The organism is Rathayibacter sp. SW19 (genome assembly GCF_030866825.1).
GTDB classification, from domain to species: domain Bacteria; phylum Actinomycetota; class Actinomycetes; order Actinomycetales; family Microbacteriaceae; genus Rathayibacter_A; species Rathayibacter_A soli.
This window is the reverse complement of record NZ_CP133020.1, coordinates 1128116-1148538: the sequence shown is the minus strand read 5'-3', so window position 1 is coordinate 1148538 and position 20423 is coordinate 1128116. Positions and strand designations below refer to the sequence as shown.

The following is a 20423-nucleotide window of genomic DNA, read 5'->3' as shown; positions in this document are numbered from 1 at the left end:
CGGGATAATCGCGGCATGACCAAACTGGTTCCGGCGCCCCGCGTGGCCGCTGGCCACTCCAGCGTCTTGGCCGACGGGCGCGCCGCCTTTGCGGAGCGCCGTTGGGAGGACGCTTATGCGGGGCTCAGCGCGGCAGACCTCGAGCAGCCGCTCGACTCCCGCGATCTCGCACTGCTCGGTGCCTCGGCCGCGTTGACTCGTCGCGACGAGGTCGCCTCCCAGCTTCAGGAGCGCGGGTATGCTGCATGCCTGGCGGAGAAGGATGAGTTGGGCGCGGCCCGCGCGGCCTTCTGGCACGGGTTCCGACTGGCGTCTTTGGGTGAAACCGGCCGAGCCAAGGCGTGGCTCGCCCGGTGCGAACGGCTCCTCGAAAATCATGACGAGTGCGCCGAGCGCGGCTATCTCATGCTTCCACGGATCCACGAACTGCTCCGTGTCGGCAACACGCAAGGTGCACATGCGGTCGCCCTGGCGGCGCTGGCGATCGGCGACCGCTTCGGCGAGCCGGACCTGTCGGCGTTGGCGCGCCAGCTCGGCGGTCGCGCGTTGATCGAATCCGGTGATGTGGCCGGCGGGATGCAACTGCTCGACGACGCGATGCTGATCGCGACAACCGAGCCTGTCAGCGAGCTCAGCAAGGGTTTGGTGTACTGCGCCGTCGTTGGCAGCTGCCAGCGCATCTTCGCTGTCGACCGGGCGCGCGAATGGTCCGCCGTGCTTGACGCGTGGTGCGCGGCTCAGGCGCAGCTCGGCATGTTCAGCGGCACCTGCCGAGTGCATCGCGCTGAACTGATGCGACTCGGTGGCGCCTGGTCGGACGCGCTCGACGAGGTTCTCCTGGTCGCCTCCGGCGCGACCGCCGACCAGCACGAGCGGTCCGCCGCCTACTACGAGCAGGCGGAGATCCACCGGTTGCGCGGCCATGTCGCAGAGGCGGAGTTGGCATATGAGCACGTGAGCGAGCTCGGCGGCGACCCGCAGCCCGGGCTGGCGCTGCTACGCCTCGAGCAAGGCCGACTGGACGTCGCGGTCGGCGCCATCCGCCGCGCTGTGGCGACCACCCGTTCAGCGCTCAGTAGAGCCCGCTTCTTACCCGCGTGTGTCGAGATCCTGCTGGCGGCCGATGAGCAAGCATCCGCTTCGCAGGCTGCACAGGATCTTGCCGAGATTGCCGATTGCTATGGCACGCCTGTGCTGCGCGCGCTGTCGGCACAGGCACGCGGATTCGTGGCGCTGGCTGCAGGCGAATCGGGCGATGCGCTGGTGCTGTTGCGCGAGGCTCTCGGCATCTGGCTGGAGTTGGCCGCACCGTATTCGGCGGCACGGGTGCGCGTCGGGCTGTCCGCAGCGTATGCGGCGCTCAGCGACATCGAGGGTGCACGGCTCGAGTTTGCGGCCGCGCGCGCCGTGTTCGCGGACCTCGCTGCCGGGCCCGACCTCCTGCATCTCGGCCCACCGGAACGGGGACGGGCGGCGGCAGGCCTCCTCCTGAGCTCGCGGGAACTGCAGGTGCTGCGCCTGGCCGCGACAGGGCGCACGAACAAGGAAATCGCGACGACGTTGGGGCTCAGTGCGAGAACCATCGATCGGCATGTCAGCAACATCCTGACCAAACTCTCGGTGCCGTCTCGCGCTGCGGCAACCTCCTACGCGTACGAGAACGGGCTGATCTACGGCTGATTGGGTAGAAATGCCCAGTGCCGCCGCGCTTTGGATGGCGGATTCCGCCGATGTGCCGGTGATGCTCTGCGGTTACGTTTCGTTTCATGAAACAGATACCGAACCTAAAAACCACGCCCGGCGGCTGGCACCGAACCGACGTCATCGTGATCGGCGGCGGCCAGGCCGGACTGTCAGTCTCGTACCATCTCACTCGGCTCGAAGTCGACCATCTCGTTCTCGACGCCGCCACGAACATCGGGGATGCCTGGCGCAATCGCTGGGACAGCTTGCGACTGTTCTCCCCTGCCGGCTACGACGGGCTTGACGGCATGCCGTTCCCCGCGCCCTCGGCGAAGCTCCCTGCAAAAGACGATATGGCGGACTATCTGCAGGCCTATGCCGCGCGATTCTCACTGCCCGTCGTGGGTGCGGCGCGCGTCGATGCGCTCTTTCGCGATGGTGACGATTTTGTCGCCACGTGTGGCGCCCGCGTGTTCGTCGCCCGCCAGGTCGTCGTTGCAATGTCGGACTTCCAGGTGCCGCGGATACCCGACTTCGCCGAGCGACTCGCTCCAGGCATCCGTCAACTGAATGCGGTTTCCTACCGCAATCCTGGGCAGCTTGCAGACGGTCCGGTACTGGTGGTGGGGGCAGGCAACTCGGGTGCCGAGATCGCCAAGGACCTCGCGGCGACGCATCCGGTTGTGCTTGCCGGGAACAGCACGGGAGAGTTTCCGTTCGCGGCGGACAGCCTGTTGCGGCGGCGCGTGATCGTTCCGTTGCTGTTCGGGCTGGTGTTTCCTCGGATCCTGTCCGTGCAGACCCCGATCGGGCGCCGCGCACGCCCGCGGCTCCTGACCCACGGCACGCCGCTCGTGCGATTGAAGTCGAGGGAGCTCGCCGCAGTCGGTGTGCGTCGCGTCGGCCGAATCATCGACGCGCGAGACGGTCTGCCGACGCTCGAGGACGGAACCGGCCTCGACGTGACAAACGTCATCTGGTGCACCGGCTTCTCGGCCGGCTTCTCATGGATCCAACTGCCGACCATCGGAGAAGACGGAGTGCCGCAGCACGATTGCGGCATCGCCACCGACGAACCCGGTCTCTACTTCGTCGGCCTGCACTTCCTGAGCTCCATGGCCTCTTCGATGGTGCACGGCGTCGGCCGAGATGCGCGGCGCATCGCCGGTGTCGCCGCCGAGCATGTCGGCGCGCTGCCGTCTCCCGCGGTGCTCGCGGATAACGGTGCTCACGGATAGCGTGCTCACGCAGCGGGGCGCACGGGCACGGCGCACGAAAACTAGGTGCTACCCCGGATGCTGCGGGCACTGCCACCTTCCTACGCTGGTGGCACAGCAGGGCCGGGACGGCAATGGCGAACTGCAACGAATGACATCCGAGGAAAGGGAGATCATGAGTCAACTGCGCGGAGAGTCGGCAGACGGCGAGGCGGTACGCGGCGACAGCACGACGGCCCGCGGAGTGGTCGGATTCAGCCAAAGCGGCCAGGGCGTGTCCGGGCACAGCGTCTCCAATGCGGGCACGCTGGGCGAGAGCCAGCACTTCGACGGCGTGTTCGGCATCGCACACGACGAGAATCGAGCAGGAATCTCCGGCCACAATGACGCCGCAAACGGCATGGCCGGCTTCTTCGACGGCCGCGTCGTCGTCGTGCGCGGGCCGCTCGTAGTGGACGGCGCAGACATCCTGGCTCGCATTGTGCAAATCGAACGGCATTTGAATGATCTGAGCCGTCACAGCGGGGGTCCGCCGTATCCGTGGCTCGGCTGAGCACGCCGGTCGCGCAGGAGGCGCAGTCGACTACACGCCGGTCGCGTCAGACGACGTTGCCTACCTCGCCAATGAGCGCCCGAGTGAGTTCCATTCTGCCGTGCACTCCCAGTTTGCCGTAGACCCGTCCGAGGTGGGTCTGCACGGTGCGGACGGAGATCCCGAGTTGCTGCGCGATCTGTGCGTCACTATGCCCGAGCGCCGCCCGTTCGGCGAGTTCCGATTCTCGAGCGGTCAGCGGACTGCGGAGTTGGTCGCGGATCAGCGCGCTGTTCAGACCAGGGCATCGCGCCACCAATCGGGTCAGCCGCTCGATCGCGAAGAGCTCCGCCCGCGCATCTTTACGCTTGCGCTGGGCTTGAACGGCGTGGGCCGCTGCTTCTGCGGCGTACCAGTACAGCCCGGCTTCGCCCAGTGATCGAGCAGCGCGCTCGAGGGCATCCGGATCGTCGGCACGGAGGGCGACGGCATGCGCGACGATCGCGCCCTGCTGTGCCCCCGGTTGACGACTGTAGCGGTCGATCACGCCCTCAACCGCGTCGTGATCGCCATAGCGCATGCGCGCATGCCAAGCTTCTTCTGCCCGCAGCCGTTGCCCGTTGGCCTCCGCCCAGGGGCAGACCTCGCGCAGCACGGCAATCGCGCGGTCGCACTGTCCGCTCGCGGCGAGGACACTGGCCCGAGCCAAGGCGACATCGACGGTGTACAGCTCAGCGAACGGCTCCGTCGTCAGCCAGTACAGCTCCCGGCGCGCGGTCGCGACTTCTCCGCATCCGACGAGGATCTGGATCAGCGTCGAGCGCACCCAGGGCAGCGTCGTCGGCGTCCATACACCGTGCCCGGCATGCGCCTCTTTCAGGTAGCGCAGGCCCAGGGTCAGGTCTCCTGCGAGTGCGCGGTTCCAGCCGTACAGCAAGGCGTATTGCGCGCGCACCCCGTCGTCACCGCCCTGCAGAGCGGTCAGGTAGCCCTGCGCCGTGAGATGAGCGGCCTCCTGAAGGTCGCCGAGCATCATGGCGTGCCTGCTGGCGTTGACCAGTAGCGCTGCGCCTGTGCCCTCTGGCAGTGCATCCGTGGAATGCTGCGTCAGTTCCATCATGCGATCGACAAGCTTCGAGACGCCGCGCTGGTCGTGCGCGTAGATCATCGCGGACACGGCAGTCAGACACGCGTGAGCTGTGATCGGGATCGGCAAGTCGATTTCTGCGAGCACAATCTGCGCCGCCGTGATCGCCTCGGCGACTCGCCCGCAGCGCCACAGTGCCGTCGAACGCACCACCGTCAGCTCAGGGTGCTCCCCGAACTGTGCAATCGCTTCGTCAAGCAGCGCCAGCGCGCCCAGTGGCCGTTGCGCCGGCATCGCGAGCAGAAATGCACGCGTTGCAGCAAGAGATCGCCGCTGCTCGAGATTCAACTCGTCGGCGGAGAGCTCGGCGAAGATCGCCTCCGACTCAACGACGCGATGCTGGTGGGTCAGCAGGTTCGCCAGCAACAGCTTCGCGGGGATGCCCCCTCCGGCAGCAACGCCCGCGACCAGAAAGTCTTCGGCGAGCGCAGGGTTGACCGCCTGCACGAGTTGCGCCAACGCCAGCCACTCGCCGACGGGTCGGTCTTCGTTCAGCTCAAGGCTCCAACGGCCCAGCGCAATGCGCTCGGCGTCACTCAGCGGATCGGCGCCGACCGCTGTCACCAGTGATTCGTACACCCTGCGCCGACGCAACGCGGTCATCGTGCCGAGCACGGCGGCTCGATACGGCGGATGCGCCAGCCGGAGCGTGACCTGCGACACACCCTCGCTTCGCACAAGACCGGCAGCCTCGGCGCGCTCCCACACGGCCGACGTGAGAACCCGTTCGGCCCATGACAACCGAAGCGAGTCCATCACCGCCACCAGCTCGGCCGCGAACTTCACTTCGTCCTCGGCACCGGCGAAGCGCTCCTGCAAGAGAGCGGTCAGATTGTCGGCGACCGGCAACGGGGCGCGCAACACCCAGACTCCCCTGCGGCGCACGACGACACGCTGGTCAAGGCCTGCTCCGAGGAGCTCTCGAATGTACAACGCGTTGCCCGCGCTCGCCTCGAACGTCGCTCGTGCCAAGCCACCGTCGACGAGCCCAGACAGCATCGATTGCAGAAGCGCGGCGGTCTCTTCCTCCGTGAATGCCTCGATCTCAACCGGGCGGATGCCGCCTGCGCGCCACAGCGCATCGATCGCGGCAGCCAGCGGTTCGTTACGGCGAGCAGCCAGAAGCACCGCAGTTCCCGCGGATGCCAGCTGGTGCACCAATCCCGCCGAAGCCGGATCGAGCAGGTGAGCATCGTCGACGACAAGCAGATCAGCGGTCTTCGCGGTCCGGCGGGCGGCATCCGCAATCGTCAGGAGGTCGAGCGGCGCGGCGGAGGATGGCGTCGGCCCTGACTGGCTAGGCGCTGACTGACCAGGCGCTGACTGGCCAGGCGCTGACTGGCCGGGCGCTGACTGACCAGGCGCTGGCTGGCCAGGCGCTGACTGGCCGGGCGCTGACGTACCACCCGGCCAGTGCACGCCCAGTGTCGCTGCGTCAAGCAACGGGAGGAATGCACCCAACGGCACACTCGTACCCAGTTCGCTGCCGGAGAGGACGATGGCCGTGCCGCCTGCCGTTGTCACGTCGCTGGCGATGTGGCGCAGGATGGAACTCTTCCCGACGCCAGGAGAGCCCCGCAGGATCACACCGAGGCCATCCGCGCGCAACGCGTGAATCTCGGACAGTACGGTGTCGCGCGCGAACAGACCGCGCCCAAGCTGGAGCGCGGCGGGGCGCGGGGGTGCATCCGGCATGCCTAAAAGGTAGTGCCTCAGAAACCTCTAAGAAAGAGGCAACGCAAAATCTTTGCGCCATGCTCGAACTGCTCGCGGCGTGCTCGCGCTGGCCAGGCCCGCCGGGCAGGCAACCGCTACTTTGCGGGGGCGCACGCGAGCGATCCCATGCTGACAGAGGTTCCCCTGCTGAAAGAGGATCCCACGTGTCGAGTAACGCGCGCCAATCAACCGGTGGTCGAGTAACGGCCGAGCACATCCGAGGCAGCACCGCATGCCGCTGCCTCGACTACGTAGGCGGCAGCGGATGCTGGCCCAATACGTATGGCACCCGGTCGTAGGCGTTGCCTAGCCTTCTCACAGGTGCACAATGCAGGGCGAACAGGAGGCACGCCGTGACTCAACTCAGCACTCGCGAACGCGATGTGCTTCGCCTTCTCGCGCGCGGTCTGACGAACGCGGCGATCGCCGCGATGCTGTTCTTGTCGGAGCGCACCGTCGATGCGCACATCCGATCGATCTTTGCGAAGCTCAACCTTCATGCTGACGCCGCCACGAACCGGCGGGTCCTGACCGCGATCGCCTGGTTCGGCGCCGATGCCGCTGCCGCTCCCGGCGGAGACGGAGCCGACGCTTTCACCGAGGCGTGACGTTCGGAACGGCGCAGACGGTTCGCGCTTGCACTGGCGGTTCGCGCTTGCACTGGCGGTTCGCGCATGCACGGACGATTCGGGCCTGCACAGACGGTTCGGGCCGACGCCCGGCAGCAGTCAACGTCCGCTGTGCAGCAGTGCCGTGGCGACGGCTGCGATGCCTTCGCCACGGCCGGTGAAGCCGAGGTCATCCGTCGTCGTCGCAGACAGCGAAACCGGTGCCCCGAGGATGCCCGTGAGCAACTCCTGCGCTTCAGCCCGTCGCGGCGACAGTCGTGGGCGGATGCCGATCACCTGCACAGACACATTGCCAATTCGAAAGCCGGCCGCTTCCACTCGACGCCGCGTCTCGCGCAGAAACACCTCGCCGTGTGCACCGTCGAACTGCGGGTCTGCCAGCCCGAAGACGCTACCGATGTCCCCGAGGGACGCCGCAGACAACAGCGCATCCGTAATCGCATGAGCCACCACATCGCCATCGCTGTGCCCAGCGAGACCCGGTTGACCCGGCCAATACAACCCGGCCAGCCAGAGCGGCGCCTGCGAGTCGAATGCGTGGGCGTCCGTCCCGACTCCGATGCGATCGCCACTCTGCCCAGCGGCGGCCCGTGCCGCGAGTTCCTGTTCGGCCTTACGGAGATCGGCTGCTGTCGTGATCTTGAACGCGAGCGGATCGCCGTCGATCACAGCGACCGGATGTCCGATCGCGGCGACGAGCGCTGCGTCGTCCGTTACATCGTCGATGGCTGCTGCGTAGGCCGCGTCCAGTTGCTCGCGGATGAACCCCTGCGGAGTCTGCACCGCGGCCAGCACGGAGCGATCGACTGTCTCCACGACCGTCCCGGCGGCGTCGACCCGCTTGATGGTGTCTGCGACGGAAAGCCCCGGCACCACACCCAAACCAGTGCGTTCGACCGCGTCGACCACACGATCGAACTGGCCACTCGGGGTGAGCGCGCGAGCTGCGTCATGCACCAGCACGATCCGGATGCCGTCGGCCACCGCCGCCAGCCCCGCCGCGACCGAGGATTGCCGGGTCGCACCGCCCGACACCACGGTGACCGGCACCCCGACCGCTCGTGCACCGATCATTTCGGCGTCGTGCATCCGGTCGGCGGGCACCACCACGATCAACTGTGCCGGGCGAGACATTCCGGCGACTGAATGCAAGGCCCGCTCCAGGACCGTGCGCCCTGCCAGCAAGGCGAATGCCTTCGGAACGTCGGCGCCCAGTCGCGTACCTGTACCCGCTGCAACCACGATCACGGCGACCGCCGACGCTCGCTCACTCATGGATTAGAGCGTAGCGCGGTGCCGTTGGTCGAGTAAGGAGCGCCCGCGACCGTATCGAGACCCCGTGAGCCGACCCGCGGAGGTCTCGATACGCCTGCTCACCCTTCGGCTCCGCTCAGGGACCGAAAGCTCGCGGGCTACTCGACCAGCGAGCACTCGGTGGTCGAGTAAGGAGCGCCAGCGACTGTATCGAGACCTGGCGAGCCGGTCTAAAGGGGGGTCTCGATACGCCTGCTCGCCCTTCGGCTCCGCTCAGGGACCGAAAGCTCGCGGGCTACTCGACCAGCGGGGTGCGCTGCGCTCGCGAGCTACGAGGCGAGCACCCCGTCGAGCACGGTCGAGGCTTGCTCCTCGTCGGTCTTCTCAGCGAGTGCAAGCTCGGAGATGAGGATCTGACGTGCCTTGCCGAGCATCCGTTTCTCGCCGGCGGAAAGTCCGCGATCTTGGTCGCGGCGCCACAGATCGCGCACGACCTCGGACACCTTGATCACGTCGCCAGACGCCAGCTTCTCCAGATTCGCCTTATAGCGGCGGGACCAATTGGTCGGCTCTTCCGTAAACGGTGTGCGCAACACCTCGAACACGTGGTCCAGGCCGTCGCGGCCGATCACATCGCGAACGCCGACGAGGTCGACGTTTTCGGCGGGAACTTCGATCGTCAAGTCGCCCTGCGTGACATTGAGCTTGAGGTACAGCTTCTCTTCGCCTTTGATGATTCGCTTCTTCACTTCGGTGATCGTGGCTGCACCATGATGCGGATAAACGACCGTTTCACCAACCTCGAAATGCATAAAGTGTCGTCCCTTCAGCGACCTCCAGAATACCACAGCGCCTCCGTGCTACCCTGTGCGCCGGCAGCCGGAGCGACGCCACGGTATACGCTAAACTCGAACAGCATTGCGCGTGACGAGCGGCCGGAGCGGCCTCGCCGCGCTGAAGACTCTGGAGGTCTTGTGAGAGCGCGAATCGCGGCATCCGTCGTTCTGGCCGTGGGGATTCTTCTCGGCACGGCGGGATGCAACTTCCTCGCACCGCAGGAGACGGCGAACATTACAGAGACCAGCGACGGCGTCAATGGCAGCGTCGGGTCCATCGACGTGCGCAACGCCACGGTCATCTCAGACAACGGCCGGACCGGCAACCTGGTGGTCACGCTGGTCAACAACGATTCGAAGAGCCACCGCGTGCTCATCCAGCACGGCACGACGAACAAGGTCGACACCTACGTGACCGTCGAACCGGGCCAGGTCAAAGACATCGGCTCAACGACGCACCCGCAAACCCAGTTGACCAACATCAACACCCGGCCAGGTGCGCTTCTGCCGCTCTACTTCCAGTACGGAACGCAGACCGGCGTGCAGCTGTTGGTTCCGGTCCTGACAAGCGCTCAGGCCGAGTACCAGCAGTACACCCCGACACCCAAGCCCAAGGTCGTCATCGCCGTGCCGAACGAGTCGACCACGCCGACTCCGGAGCCCACCGCGACATCGAACGGCTAAAAGCCGGAGCCAAATCCCGGCGCTGGCCCCTCAACCCGCGTCGACCCGCGTCGACTCGCGTCGACTCGCACAGACCGCGCTACTCCGACTCGAACCGATAGCCCAGCCCGCGCTACTCCGACTCGAACCGATAGCCCAGCCCGCGCACGGTCAGCAGCATGCGCGGCTGTGACGGGCTGTCTTCAATGCGCGAGCGGATGCGTTTGATGTGCACGTCCAGCGTTTTCGTGTCGCCGAAGTAGTCGCTTCCCCACACGCGGTCGATCAACTGCCCCCGCGTGAGAACGCGCCCGGAATTGCGCAGCAACAACTCGAGAAGCTCGAACTCCTTCAGTGGCATCGGGGTCTCGACTCCGCGCACGGCGACGGTGTGCCGGTCGACGTCCATCCGCACAGTACCGGCTTCGAGAACGGCGTCATCGTCACGTACCAACTCGATCCTGCGGCGCAGCACGGCTCGGATCCGCGCCAGTAATTCGGGCGTCGAGTACGGCTTCGTGAGATAGTCGTCTGCTCCAAGCTCCAGCCCGACGACGATGTCCAGTTCGGAGTCCTTCGCCGTCAGCATGATGATCGGCACGTTCGAGCGCAACCGCAGCTGCCGGCACACCTCGGTGCCCGGGATACCCGGCAGCATCAGGTCGAGCAGCACCAGTTCTGCGCCCGTCGCCTCGAACACGGACAAGGCTCTCTGGCCGTCCGCGACGACCTCGACTTCGTACCCCTCCCGTGCCAGAAGAAAAGCGAGCGGCTCGCTCAGTGCGGTCTCGTCTTCGACCAACAGGATGCGTGTCACAGCGTTTGTTCTCCTTGCATGTCGGCGACGGGGGTCGTCGCATCGGCCTCGGGAAGCCGGATGGTGAAGGTCGAGCCATGGCCCGGCTGCGACCAGACCCGCACGTCTCCCCCGTGGTTCTGGATCGCGTGCTTGACGATCGCCAAGCCGATGCCGGTGCCGCCGGTTTCACGCGACCGGGCTTGATCCACCCGGTAGAACCGCTCGAAGACCCGGTCGACGTCGCTTGACGGGATGCCGTCGCCCTGGTCCGTCACCGAGACCTCGACCACCCCGTCTGCCCGGCGCACGCCAATGCCGACTCTGGATCGATCCGGAGAGTATCGGATGGCGTTCGAGATCAGGTTGTGCACCGCAGCCACGAGCAGCGCCTCGTTGCCGAACACTTCGACGTCGCTCGACTTGCCGGTCGCCAGTTCGATCCCGTGCGCCATCGCACTCACCCTGTTCTGATCGACAGCGGATGCGACGACCTCCGCAATCGAGACCCGCCGCGAGTTCGCGACCGCATCCGTCGCCTGCAGCCGGGAGAGTTCGATGATGTCCTCGGTGATGCGTGCCAGGCGAGCCGATTCCGCAGCCAGCAGCTCTGCGAACCGCCGCACGGCTTGCGGGTCGTCCGCCGCTACGGTGAGCGCATCGGTGAGCAGTCCGACGGCCGCGATCGGCGTCTTCAGTTCATGGCTGACGTTGGCGACGAAGTCGCGGCGCACCGCCTCGACGCGGTAGGTCTCCGTACGGTCCTCGGCCAGCAGCAGCACGTAGCGTGAACCCAGTCGGGCCACACGCACGCGCAGATAAATGCTTGCGTCGCCGAACGGTCCACGGGTCAGCGTGATCTCCGCGGTCACCGGGTCACCCGTGCGGCGCACAGACTCCACCAGCTGGATCAGCTCCGGGTGGCTCATCGTGCCGTTCCACACGATGCCGAGGGCGAGCGCCGCCTGCGAGGTCTTCATGATGTTGTTCGACGGGTCGAGCACGACCCCTGCCGTGTCCATCGCGTCGAGCATTGCGTCGACGCCGTCCGGCACAGTCGGACTGACGACACCGGCCGCGCGTTCACCGTGCCCGGCTGCGATGTGAAGCAGCGCCACGAACCCGGCACCGACGACAAGACCCAGTGCCAGAGACAGCAGCACCAACGCGGTGGAGTCCATGGGTCAAGCGTACTGAAATGGCGGTGGTCATCCTGTGCGTATGCCGACTGCCTGGGCCGACTTCAGCGAGTGTTCAGCCGCATGGCACCATCCGTTAACCTTGGCTGACAACTATGGCCGAAGGATCGAGCCGATCCGTCGCACGCGCGCGCCAGTAAGGAAGGGCCACAGACCATATGCGTGAAGTTTTCCAGCAGGAGTTGCGCGAGGTTCAGGACCGCCTCGTCGAGATCGCAGAACTCGTCACCTCCGCCATCACGAATGCCACTCGGGCGTTCAACGAATCCGATGTCTCGCTCGCCGAACAGGTGATCGCTGACGACAACAAGATCGACGAGTTGACCGTTGTGCTCGATGAGCTGTCCATCCAGATTCTCGCCCGGCAGCAGCCGGTGGCCCGCGACCTGCGAATCGTGGTCAGCGCCCTGCGGATCAGCGCATCCCTCGAGCGGATGGGCGACATGGCCGAGCACATCGCCCAGCTGGCCCGTTACCGGTTCCCGGACAAGGTTGTTCCGAAGTCGCTGCGCGGCACGTTCGCGGAGATGGGCAAACTCGATGTGACGATCGCGCGCAAGCTCACCGAACTGCTTCGCACCCAGGAGCTCGCACTCGCCGAGGAGATCCGCAACGACGACGACGACATCGACGACCTGCACGTCAAAGTCTTCGACAAGGTGCTCGGTGAGAAATGGAAGGGCGAAACCGTCGACACGGTGGATGCGACGCTCGCGTCTCGCTACCACGAACGTTTCGCAGACCACGCCGTTTCGATCGCGAAGAAGGTGCAGTACCTCGGCACCGGCGATTGGGTGCCCGAGGACGTGTAGCCCGCTACCGGGTCTCGATACGCCTGCTCGCCCTTCTGTAATGGTTGTGGCTGGTCTGGTACTGGCTGGCAGACTGGCGTTTTCAGCTTTGTCTGGTGTGACTCACCGCCCTTCCGACCGCGCGCAGCGTGTGTCTTGCAGTCGACATGTCCACCAGGCAGGGCGGGAAGCGCCGGCCTGACCGCGTGAACATGGCTTGATAGAAGCTCGTCCGGGACCTTGTAAGAGATCCCGTGACTCATTACAGAAACGCCTGCTCGACGACCAGACCGGCACGTAATAACACCCCCTACAGAAGGAGTTACCGTGCCCATCGTCTCACAACTGGTTTGGCAACAGTACGACCACGTCATCGGGGTCGACACGCATGCCAGGACCCACACCCTGGCCGTGCTCAGCAGTGCCGGAGCGCTGCTGAAGTCGGCGACTTTCCCGACCAGTAAACCCGGGCTGGACCGCGCCTACGCGTGGATGCTGCGCGAGGCACCAGGCCACACCCTGGTCGCGATGGAAGGCACCGGCTCCTACGGGGCAACCTTCACCGACCTGCTGAGTGCCCACCGGGTGGAAGTCACCGAAACGAAACCACCGAAACGAGGTGTCCGCCGGGCCGGTAAAAGCGACGTCATCGACGCCGAACACGCCGCCCGCCACGCACTGGCCCTGCCCGTGGACCGGCTGATGATCCCCCGCACACACCACGGCGACCAGGCCGCACTGCGAGTCCTTTTGACCTCCCGGAAAGCACTGCAGAAGAACAAAACCGCCACCAGCAACGCGTTGACCGCGCTGCTGCGTGGCTTTCCCCTCGGCATCGACGCCCGCAAGAAACTGACGAAAGCACAAATCGGCCAGGTCGCCGCCTGGCGCACCCGCAGCACCGACACCCCCGCACAGAACACCATCCGAGCCGAAGCAACCCGGATGGCCCAGGAAATCCACACCCGGCAGGGCGAGATCGCCACCATCAACGCCAAGCTGACCATCCACGTCACCGCACTGGCCGCCTGGCTACTGGAAGAGAACGGTCTCGGACCCTTCACCGCCGCCCAACTCCTGGTCTCCTTCTCCGCCCACGGCCGCATCCGCTCCGAGGCCGCATTCGCCCGCCTCGCCGGCGTCGCCCCGATCCCCGCGTCCTCCGGGAACACCACCCGGCACCGCCTGCACCGCGGCGGCGACCGGCAACTCAACCACGCCCTCTACATCATCGCCTCCCACCGCATGCTCAACGACGAGCCCACCAAGGCCTACACCGCCAAACGCCAAGAACAAGGCCACAACCGCCGCGAAACCCTCCGCAACCTCAAACGCCACATCGCACGCTCAATCTTCCGAAAACTCAACGCCAACACTTGACAAAACCCATAGAAGCGTCGACTACGCTCAGGGACCGAAGCTCGCGGGCTACTCGACCAACGGTACCGGTGGTCGAGTAGCGAGCGCCTGTCCCTGAGCTTGTCGAAGGGCGAGCGTATCGAGACCCAGCTACTTCGTGCCCTGCGCCGCCACCGCTGCAGCGCCGGCGGCTGCGGCCTCCGGGTCGAGATATTCGCCCGCGCCGAGCGGGCGGAACGCCGTGTCGAGCCGGTAAACCAGCGGAATGCCGGTTGGGATGTTCAATTCGGCGATATCGGCATCCGAGATGCCGTCCAGGTGCTTCACCAGGGCGCGCAGCGAGTTGCCGTGCGCCGTCACCAGTACGGTCTTGCCCGCGGCGAGATCAGGGATGATGTCGGAGTGCCAGTAGGGCAGCATCCGATCGATGACGTCCTTCAGGCATTCCGTGCGCGGCAGATCGGCGCCAAGGTTTGCGTAGCGCGGGTCATGCGCCTGCGAGAACTCACTGTCGTCGCCAAGCGGTGGCGGTGGCACGTCGAACGAGCGGCGCCAGGTCCGGAATTGTTCCGGCCCGTACTCGGCGAGGGTCTGCGCCTTGTCTTTGCCCTGTAGTGCTCCATAGTGGCGCTCGTTGAGCCGCCACGAGCGGCGCACGTCGATCCAGGCGCGGTCGGCGGTCTCCAGCGCGATGTTCGCGGTCTGGATCGCACGGGTGAGCACGGAGGTGTGCAGCACATCGGGGTGAAGGCCTGACTCGGCAAGCAGTTCGCCGGCACGCGCCGCCTCGTCCGCACCCTGCTCGCTCAGGCGTACGTCGACCCATCCTGTGAACAGGTTCTTCTGGTTCCAGTCACTTTGGCCGTGGCGCAGGAGGATGAGCGTGTACGCGTCGGAGCGTTCGGAATGCGAGGTCATTGTTCCAATCTAGCGGCCCGGTGCGGCTCGTTTTCGTGCGTCAAACCGAAGAGACGGCGGATGTCGCCAACACCTTTCCGTCGCCGTCCAGCGCCTGCACCGCGACCATTGCGGCCGCAGGAACGGCTGCTGAGCTCTCGAAGCCGGCGCTTGCCGCTGTGGCGACGATCACGAGGGACGCCGCTGAGGCACCGGTGAGAATATTCCAGGATGCGACATTCGTCGCGCCGTTCCAGCTCGCATAGACCGTCATCGCACCGTCGGCCGCGGCCTTCGCCGCAACATCGGGCACTGTCGTCGGCTGCGCGCTCCAGACCGACTTGTTCGCCCGGTAGCAGCCGGTGCCGAGGTCGCCGGCCTCGTACACCATCTGCCCGTCCGCAGTGAATTCGGTCATGGACGGGTCCGTGCCCCAGCCGACCAGCACGTTGCCGTTGCCGAGTACCTGGGTGCTCCCCATCGCGGTGCCGAGGTGCTTGTCGTAGGCGTACGCCTGCTTCAACGTGGAGGTCTGCGCGCTCTCGTCGACGACGAACGCCATGCCGCGCGACACGCCATCCGTCTGGCCGGTGTACAAATGGTTGTCGAACAGGGTGATCGACCCGTCTGCTTGGCGCCGCACATCGTGTTGCCAAGCGAAGACCGCATCGGGCGCGACCGTGATGTCGCTCATGCGGCCGCCGAAGCGCCAGCGAACATCGCCCGTCTTCCGATCGATGCGATAGACGGTGTGCGTGTGCCTGGCCGACACGAGCAGAGCGTCGCCATCGGCATCCACAGAGTTCAGGTGGTATGGGTCGAAGGCACGGCTGGCAGTTGTGCCGTCTTTGCCGGGGTCCGTCTTGAGCGTCAGGTAAGTCTCGCTGAGATCGACATGATCCATCGCGCTCCAATCCAGCAGCACGGCACCGCTCGCGATGTCGATCTCCTGCACGTGGCAGTCGTAAATGTAGCCGTTGGCCGGGCCGCCAAGCGGGGTCAGGTCTGCTGTGACGACCGGATACGCCGTGATCAGCGCGGTTCCGTTCGCGGTGAGATTGAATTCGTGCAGATCGGCCTTGATGCCGTTGCCGGCCGAGACCGTTGCGATCGTCTTGTAGCTCGTGTCGAGGATCGTTCCCGTGCCGTCACCGTGCCCGGTATTGCTCTTGCCTGACCAATAGGTCAACACCGGCCGGCCCTGATAGGTCTGCACGCGCAGGTCCGTCAGCGTCGCACCGGTCGGTTCAATCCAGACCGGCTCGCCAGATTGGCGGATGATCAGGCCTTTGAAACTTCCTTCGGTCTGTGGATCGATGAAGATCATGCCGGGCGCTGTGCGACCCCGTTTGGTCACGGTGATCTTCGGTGCTGTCAGCTTCGTGCTGACGAAGGCGTGCATCGGAACGGGTGCAGGCGTTGCTGTTGGAGTCGGCGTCGGTGCGCCCGTCGGCAACACGCCGCTGACGATCGGTTCCGCGAAGATTCCGCCGAGGAACGCGCCGACGCCGACGATGCCCCCGCCGATCAGCACCCTGCGCCTGGTCAGAACGGGAGACTGCCGGGCCTCGCGCCTCGACCGCTCTGCCTGTGTGGAACCCTGTGCCGGCTTGGAGGTCTGGGCCGGCTTGGAGGTCTGGGCATTTTTGGGCATCTGGGGCTCGCTCATGTCTCTTTTCTATAAACCTTTCCTGTGCGTTCTCGATGAGAAATCGAGCAGGAGCCCATGCATCACCGCAGCGACCCTGCCGGCATGCACACGTTGCATTGCACCAGCGGCGCCGGCCGAACTCAGCGCTTCGATCGAGTAACAGCCCCGAGCCGTGGCAGTCTCGGTACGTTCGCTTCCGCTCCGGCATCGGTCGGCACGATCAGCTCCTGGGCCGCAGCCACGTCGACGCCGGCGGCGTCGACGTGCAGCGTGGCGGTCGCATCCGTCGATCGCTTGAGGATTGCGAGAGCAATCGGGCCGAGCTCGTAGTGCAGCGCACTGGAGGTCACCTGACCGACCACGCGGTGCTCGCCCTCGCGCTCGATGCTGACGGGAGACCCCGGCGCGGGCAGCGCGCCCTCCGACCCGTCCAGGTGCAGCAGCACCAGTCGGCGCGGCGGATGCCCGAGATTGTGCACCTTCGCGACGGTTTCCTGACCGCGATAGCAGCCCTTGCTCAGGTGAACGGCGGTGCGCAGCCAGTCCAGTTCGTGCGGGATGGTCTTCGCGTCGACCTCGGTTGCGAACCGCGGGCGCCATGCGGCGATCCGCAACGCGTCCACGGCGATTGTGCCCGCCACCGCCAGGTCTCCGGATGCCGCTCGGCGCGCCAGCCCTGCCAGTGCGGCACGCGGCACCAGGGTTTCGGTCCACGTCCAGCCGGTGCCGGGGTGGGAATCCGTCACTGCATATTGGTGGCCGCCGCGGGCAACGGCCTGCCACGGGTCGTGCCAGTTGAGCGGGACGCCATTCGAGACGGCCGGGTCGATCAGAGGTCCGTCTGCCGGGTTGCTCCGTGCACAAAACCCGATCGTGGCGAATTCGGCGGTGCGGTCCGCCGGTTCGACACGCAGCATGAAGCGCATCCGTTGCAGAAAACCGAGCAGCGCCTCGGTCTGGGAGCCCTCGATGAGCAGCCAGAGCGTTTCGCCGTCGTCGATCAGGCGCACCGCGTGTTCGACGTGTCCGTTCGCATCGAGCAGCAACGTCTCAGACGATTCGCCCGGCGGCAAACCGATCAACCGCTGGCTGCTGATCGAGTCGAGCCAACTCAGCCGATCCGGCCCCCCGATCGAGACCACGGCGCGGTTCGACAGGTCGACGATCGCCTCGCCCGCGGCCAGCCTGCGCTGTTCGCCAAGCGGGTTGCCGTAGTGCGCGGGCACACCGGCGTCCGGCCCGGAGCCGTCGACGGCACCCGGCAGCGCAAGGAACGCGGATGCCGCCATCACTGAACCCTCGCAAGTCGCGCTGACGCATGCGTGCGCAAGTCCTGGCCGAGGGCCGCGATATCCCAGGCCCAGAGCAGGTGGGATTCGACAAGGCCGTACATGCGCGTTGCCGCCGCGTAGTCTTTGGCACCAGACGTGCGCATGACGGCGTCAGTGGCCAGGTCGATGCGAGGTCCGGCAACACTACCAAAATACAATTCGCTGACGCCTTCCGGATGAACGATCATGGCTTCGATGTCGAAGCCACCTCCCTCGGAGCGCAGTCTTTCGACCGCCTCCGCGTCGGTGAACGGCGGCGTACCGGTTGGTGGCAGCATCCCTGGCCCGGGGTCGCCGTCGACGCGCGGCCGGTGCAGCCGCCAATAGCCGGTCTCCGCCGCGAGCGGCGTTGCATCGTCGTCGAGCTGCCAACTGAATGCGGAGTAGTTGACGAATGGGAGCCCATCGTGACTGAAACTGATGCGCTGCCCGAATGCATGCTGCACGCGGTTCGCGCCGATCTTGTAGTCGATCACGCCGGTGCCCTCCCAGACGCCGAGCAGCCACGACAGCGGCACAAGCTCGGAAGAGAGCCCGCTGGGTATTTCGATCATGATCGACCCAAGCGCTTAGCGCTGCCCCCGAAAGAGGTTGTACACGACGATGACCGAAACGCCCGCGATCGCCAAACTCGCAAGGCCGAGAAGTCCGACGAAGACGATTTCCAAGGTCACAAGCATGGCTGCAAGTCTAGCCGGTCGCGGTGATAGCGATGATCCAGAGCACAAGGGCTGCAATCGCCAGCACGATCAGCACCCCGACAACGCTGGCAATGAGGCGGCCGACGAATCCATTCTTCTGCCGGGTGGCCAGCTGGATGGCCAGCGTCGCGACCATCGCACCGCCGAGGCTCAGCGACAGCCAGGTGGAGTACTGCGCCTGTGGTGAAAGCAGCCAAATGCACACGGCTGCGACGGCGGCCAGGAGCCAGGCCGCGACGATGCTGCTCCACCGGGTGGCAGGGGCGAGCGTCTCTTGCGTCACCCCCCTATTGTGCCTCTTTGCCACGCACGCCGCTTCATGGGCGTTGCAAGCTCTCCGATAGAATTGCCGGTACGCACGACGCGGGAGGTGCATTGCCGGAGCTTTTGATCCTCACTTCAGCGCCTGACAGTGACGTGCTGCCGGCGCTTGAACTGCTCAGCCATCGCGTGCGCAGCATTCCAGCAGAGCCGGCCTCACTGGTGAACGCGCCCCGCTGCGACCTGATCTTCGTCGACGGCAGGCGAGATCTGGCCAGCGCCAAGTCGCTCTGCAAGATCCTCACGACCACCGGGATCACGGTGCCCATGCTGCTGGTCATCACAGAAGGCGGGCTTGCGGCGGTCAGCGCCGAATGGGGAGTCGATGACGTCGTGCTCGAAGCGGCCGGGCCCGCAGAGGTTGATGCACGCATCCGGCTCGCCCTGGGGCGGCACGCGCAAGACCCGCTGCAGTCGAAGATCCAAGCCTCTGGCGTCACCATCGATGAGGCCAGTTATTCGGCGAAGGTGCGCGGTCAACCGCTGGATCTGACGTTCAAGGAGTTCGAGTTGCTGCGTTTTCTTGCGACTCACCCCTCGCGCGTGTTCACCCGCGAGCAACTGCTCAGCGAGGTCTGGGGCTACGACTACTTCGGCGGCACCCGCACGGTCGACGTGCACGTGCGGCGGCTGCGCGCCAAGCTCGGCGATCTCGAATCGCTGATCGGCACCGTGCGCAACGTCGGCTATCGATTCAACGTCACGGAAGAAGACAATGAGCGACTCGCTCCGCCTGTCAGTCACTGATCTGACGGATGCCGCCGCCGCGGCCGACTTCTTTCGGGTTGCGGATGCCGCGCGCGAGGAAGACGGTTACGACCCGTTCAACGAGCAGTCGCGTTTCGATGTCACCTCCGGCCGGCGCACGCCGATCGTTGCGACGGTGTGGTCGGCGCAGGAGCACGCCAGAGCGATCGGGGCTGCGATCCTCGGCCACGGGCAATTGGACTTCGTCATCGACCCTGTGTTCCGCGGCAAAGGGCTCGGCGGCATCGCGTTGAACGGCCTGCTTGCGACCGTGACCGGCGAGCTGACCGCATGGGCGCACGGCGACCATCCGGCCGCGCGTATTCTCGCGGAACGGCATGGGTTCGATGCGGTGCGGCGCCTGCTGCAACTGCGGGCGCCGCTGGATGCGCGACCGGAACTCGTCGCGCGACCGGGGGCGCTGCACGGCGGCGCGGCGCACCCGGCAATCACGGCGTTCCGCCCTGGAATCGACGACGCCGAATGGATGGCGTTGAACGCGGCGGTTTTCGCGACGCATCCGGAACAGGGCGCAGTCACGCTTGCCGACCTGGGGGAGCGCATGGCTGAGCCGTGGTTCAACGCTGGCGACTTTCTGATCGCACGCGATCAGGCGGGCCGCATGGTCGGCTACAACTGGCTGAAGATCGAGCCGGATGCGCAGGAAGGCGAGATCTATGTGATCGGGGTGGCCGCGGCATCCGCCGGCCAGGGGCTGGGAAGATCGCTGATGCGTGCGGGGCTGGCGCGGCTGCGCGAGCGCGGCAGCACGGCGGCGACCCTGTATGTCGAGGCGGACAACGCTGCGGCCGTGCACCTGTACCGTTCGCTCGGTTTCCTCGACCACACCGTCGATGTGCAGTACCGTCGCATTCCCCGCTAACCCGGTCGCTGCCGCGTCACTGCGCTCCTCGACCAGCGGAGACGGCAGCTCGTCGGCTCCGCTGATGGGC

At 66.0% G+C, this 20423-nt stretch carries 19 protein-coding genes; 9 read left to right on the top strand and 10 right to left on the bottom strand.

All coding sequences use genetic code 11. The annotated features are described in order from the left end of the window. The first annotated feature begins 15 nt into the window (after positions 1-15). From QU604_RS05230 to QU604_RS05220, 3 genes are all read left to right on the top strand, one after another. On the top strand, positions 16-1680 hold the full coding sequence (locus tag QU604_RS05230) for a helix-turn-helix transcriptional regulator (RefSeq protein WP_308467753.1): 1665 nt from the start codon (positions 16-18) through the stop codon (positions 1678-1680). Between the two features lie 86 nt (positions 1681-1766). Next, a complete protein-coding gene (locus QU604_RS05225; RefSeq protein ID WP_308467751.1) occupies positions 1767-2921 on the top strand; it encodes a flavin-containing monooxygenase in 1155 nt (384 codons plus the stop codon). A gap of 154 nt (positions 2922-3075) precedes the next feature. After that, positions 3076-3453: a hypothetical protein gene (locus tag QU604_RS05220; RefSeq protein ID WP_308467749.1), complete on the top strand. Its 378-nt coding sequence runs from the start codon at positions 3076-3078 to the stop codon at positions 3451-3453. Positions 3454-3499: 46 nt separating this feature from the next. Here QU604_RS05220 and QU604_RS05215 read toward each other — a convergent pair whose 3' ends face one another. Then, positions 3500-6274, bottom strand: coding sequence for a LuxR C-terminal-related transcriptional regulator (locus tag QU604_RS05215; RefSeq protein WP_308467748.1), 2775 nt, complete (start codon positions 6272-6274; stop codon positions 3500-3502). Between the two features lie 374 nt (positions 6275-6648). On the opposite strand from QU604_RS05215, the gene QU604_RS05210 reads away from it, so the two are divergent. Then, the gene (locus tag QU604_RS05210; RefSeq protein WP_308467746.1) at positions 6649-6903 is read left to right on the top strand and encodes a response regulator transcription factor; all 255 of its coding nucleotides are present in this window, start codon (positions 6649-6651) and stop codon (positions 6901-6903) included. Between the two features lie 120 nt (positions 6904-7023). Here the strand turns inward: QU604_RS05210 and ispD are convergent, their stop codons facing one another. Together ispD and QU604_RS05200 are read right to left on the bottom strand one after the other, a co-directional pair. Beyond that, positions 7024-8199: a 2-C-methyl-D-erythritol 4-phosphate cytidylyltransferase gene (gene ispD / locus QU604_RS05205; protein ID WP_308467744.1), complete on the bottom strand. Its 1176-nt coding sequence runs from the start codon at positions 8197-8199 to the stop codon at positions 7024-7026. A gap of 308 nt (positions 8200-8507) precedes the next feature. Continuing rightward, positions 8508-8990 (bottom strand): CarD family transcriptional regulator, encoded by a 483-nt coding sequence (locus QU604_RS05200; RefSeq protein ID WP_308467743.1) that lies wholly within the window; start codon positions 8988-8990, stop codon positions 8508-8510. 162 nt (positions 8991-9152) lie between these two features. Here QU604_RS05200 and QU604_RS05195 point away from each other — a divergent pair, with 162 nt between their 5' ends. After that, positions 9153-9698 (top strand): hypothetical protein, encoded by a 546-nt coding sequence (locus QU604_RS05195; RefSeq protein WP_308467741.1) that lies wholly within the window; start codon positions 9153-9155, stop codon positions 9696-9698. Positions 9699-9810: 112 nt separating this feature from the next. On the opposite strand, the gene QU604_RS05190 is transcribed toward QU604_RS05195, so the two are convergent. Beyond that, positions 9811-10494, bottom strand: a complete 684-nt coding sequence (locus QU604_RS05190; protein ID WP_308467739.1) for a winged helix-turn-helix domain-containing protein — start codon at positions 10492-10494, stop codon at positions 9811-9813. Then, positions 10491-11654, bottom strand: coding sequence for a sensor histidine kinase (locus tag QU604_RS05185; protein ID WP_308467737.1), 1164 nt, complete (start codon positions 11652-11654; stop codon positions 10491-10493). Before QU604_RS05185 ends, QU604_RS05190 begins: the two co-directional genes overlap by 4 nt. A 176-nt stretch (positions 11655-11830) precedes the next feature. On the opposite strand from QU604_RS05185, the gene phoU reads away from it, so the two are divergent. Continuing rightward, positions 11831-12484, top strand: a complete 654-nt coding sequence (phoU, locus tag QU604_RS05180) for a phosphate signaling complex protein PhoU (protein WP_308467735.1) — start codon at positions 11831-11833, stop codon at positions 12482-12484. Between the two features lie 306 nt (positions 12485-12790). Beyond that, entirely contained in the window at positions 12791-13843 is a 1053-nt protein-coding gene (locus tag QU604_RS05175; protein ID WP_308466613.1) for an IS110 family RNA-guided transposase, read from the top strand. A 129-nt stretch (positions 13844-13972) separates the two neighbouring features. Here the strand turns inward: QU604_RS05175 and QU604_RS05170 are convergent, their stop codons facing one another. From QU604_RS05170 to QU604_RS05150, 5 genes are all read right to left on the bottom strand, one after another. After that, complete coding sequence (locus QU604_RS05170; protein ID WP_308467733.1) at positions 13973-14740, bottom strand: phosphoglyceromutase; 768 nt, start codon at positions 14738-14740, stop codon at positions 13973-13975. Positions 14741-14780: 40 nt separating this feature from the next. Next, the gene (locus tag QU604_RS05165; RefSeq protein ID WP_308467731.1) at positions 14781-16388 is read right to left on the bottom strand and encodes an arylsulfotransferase family protein; all 1608 of its coding nucleotides are present in this window, start codon (positions 16386-16388) and stop codon (positions 14781-14783) included. A gap of 122 nt (positions 16389-16510) precedes the next feature. Next, a complete protein-coding gene (gene ygfZ, locus QU604_RS05160; RefSeq protein ID WP_308467729.1) occupies positions 16511-17659 on the bottom strand; it encodes a CAF17-like 4Fe-4S cluster assembly/insertion protein YgfZ in 1149 nt (382 codons plus the stop codon). Then, a complete protein-coding gene (locus tag QU604_RS05155; protein WP_308467727.1) occupies positions 17659-18255 on the bottom strand; it encodes a nitrobindin family protein in 597 nt (198 codons plus the stop codon). Before QU604_RS05155 ends, ygfZ begins: the two co-directional genes overlap by 1 nt. A gap of 136 nt (positions 18256-18391) precedes the next feature. Next, positions 18392-18685, bottom strand: coding sequence for a hypothetical protein (locus QU604_RS05150; protein ID WP_308467725.1), 294 nt, complete (start codon positions 18683-18685; stop codon positions 18392-18394). Between the two features lie 92 nt (positions 18686-18777). Here QU604_RS05150 and QU604_RS05145 point away from each other — a divergent pair, with 92 nt between their 5' ends. Both QU604_RS05145 and mshD read left to right on the top strand, forming a co-directional pair. Then, positions 18778-19470 (top strand): response regulator transcription factor, encoded by a 693-nt coding sequence (locus QU604_RS05145; RefSeq protein ID WP_308467723.1) that lies wholly within the window; start codon positions 18778-18780, stop codon positions 19468-19470. Beyond that, positions 19439-20353, top strand: a complete 915-nt coding sequence (gene mshD / locus QU604_RS05140) for a mycothiol synthase (protein WP_308467721.1) — start codon at positions 19439-19441, stop codon at positions 20351-20353. The genes QU604_RS05145 and mshD overlap by 32 nt, the downstream gene beginning before the upstream one ends. Positions 20354-20423 lie beyond the last annotated feature (70 nt).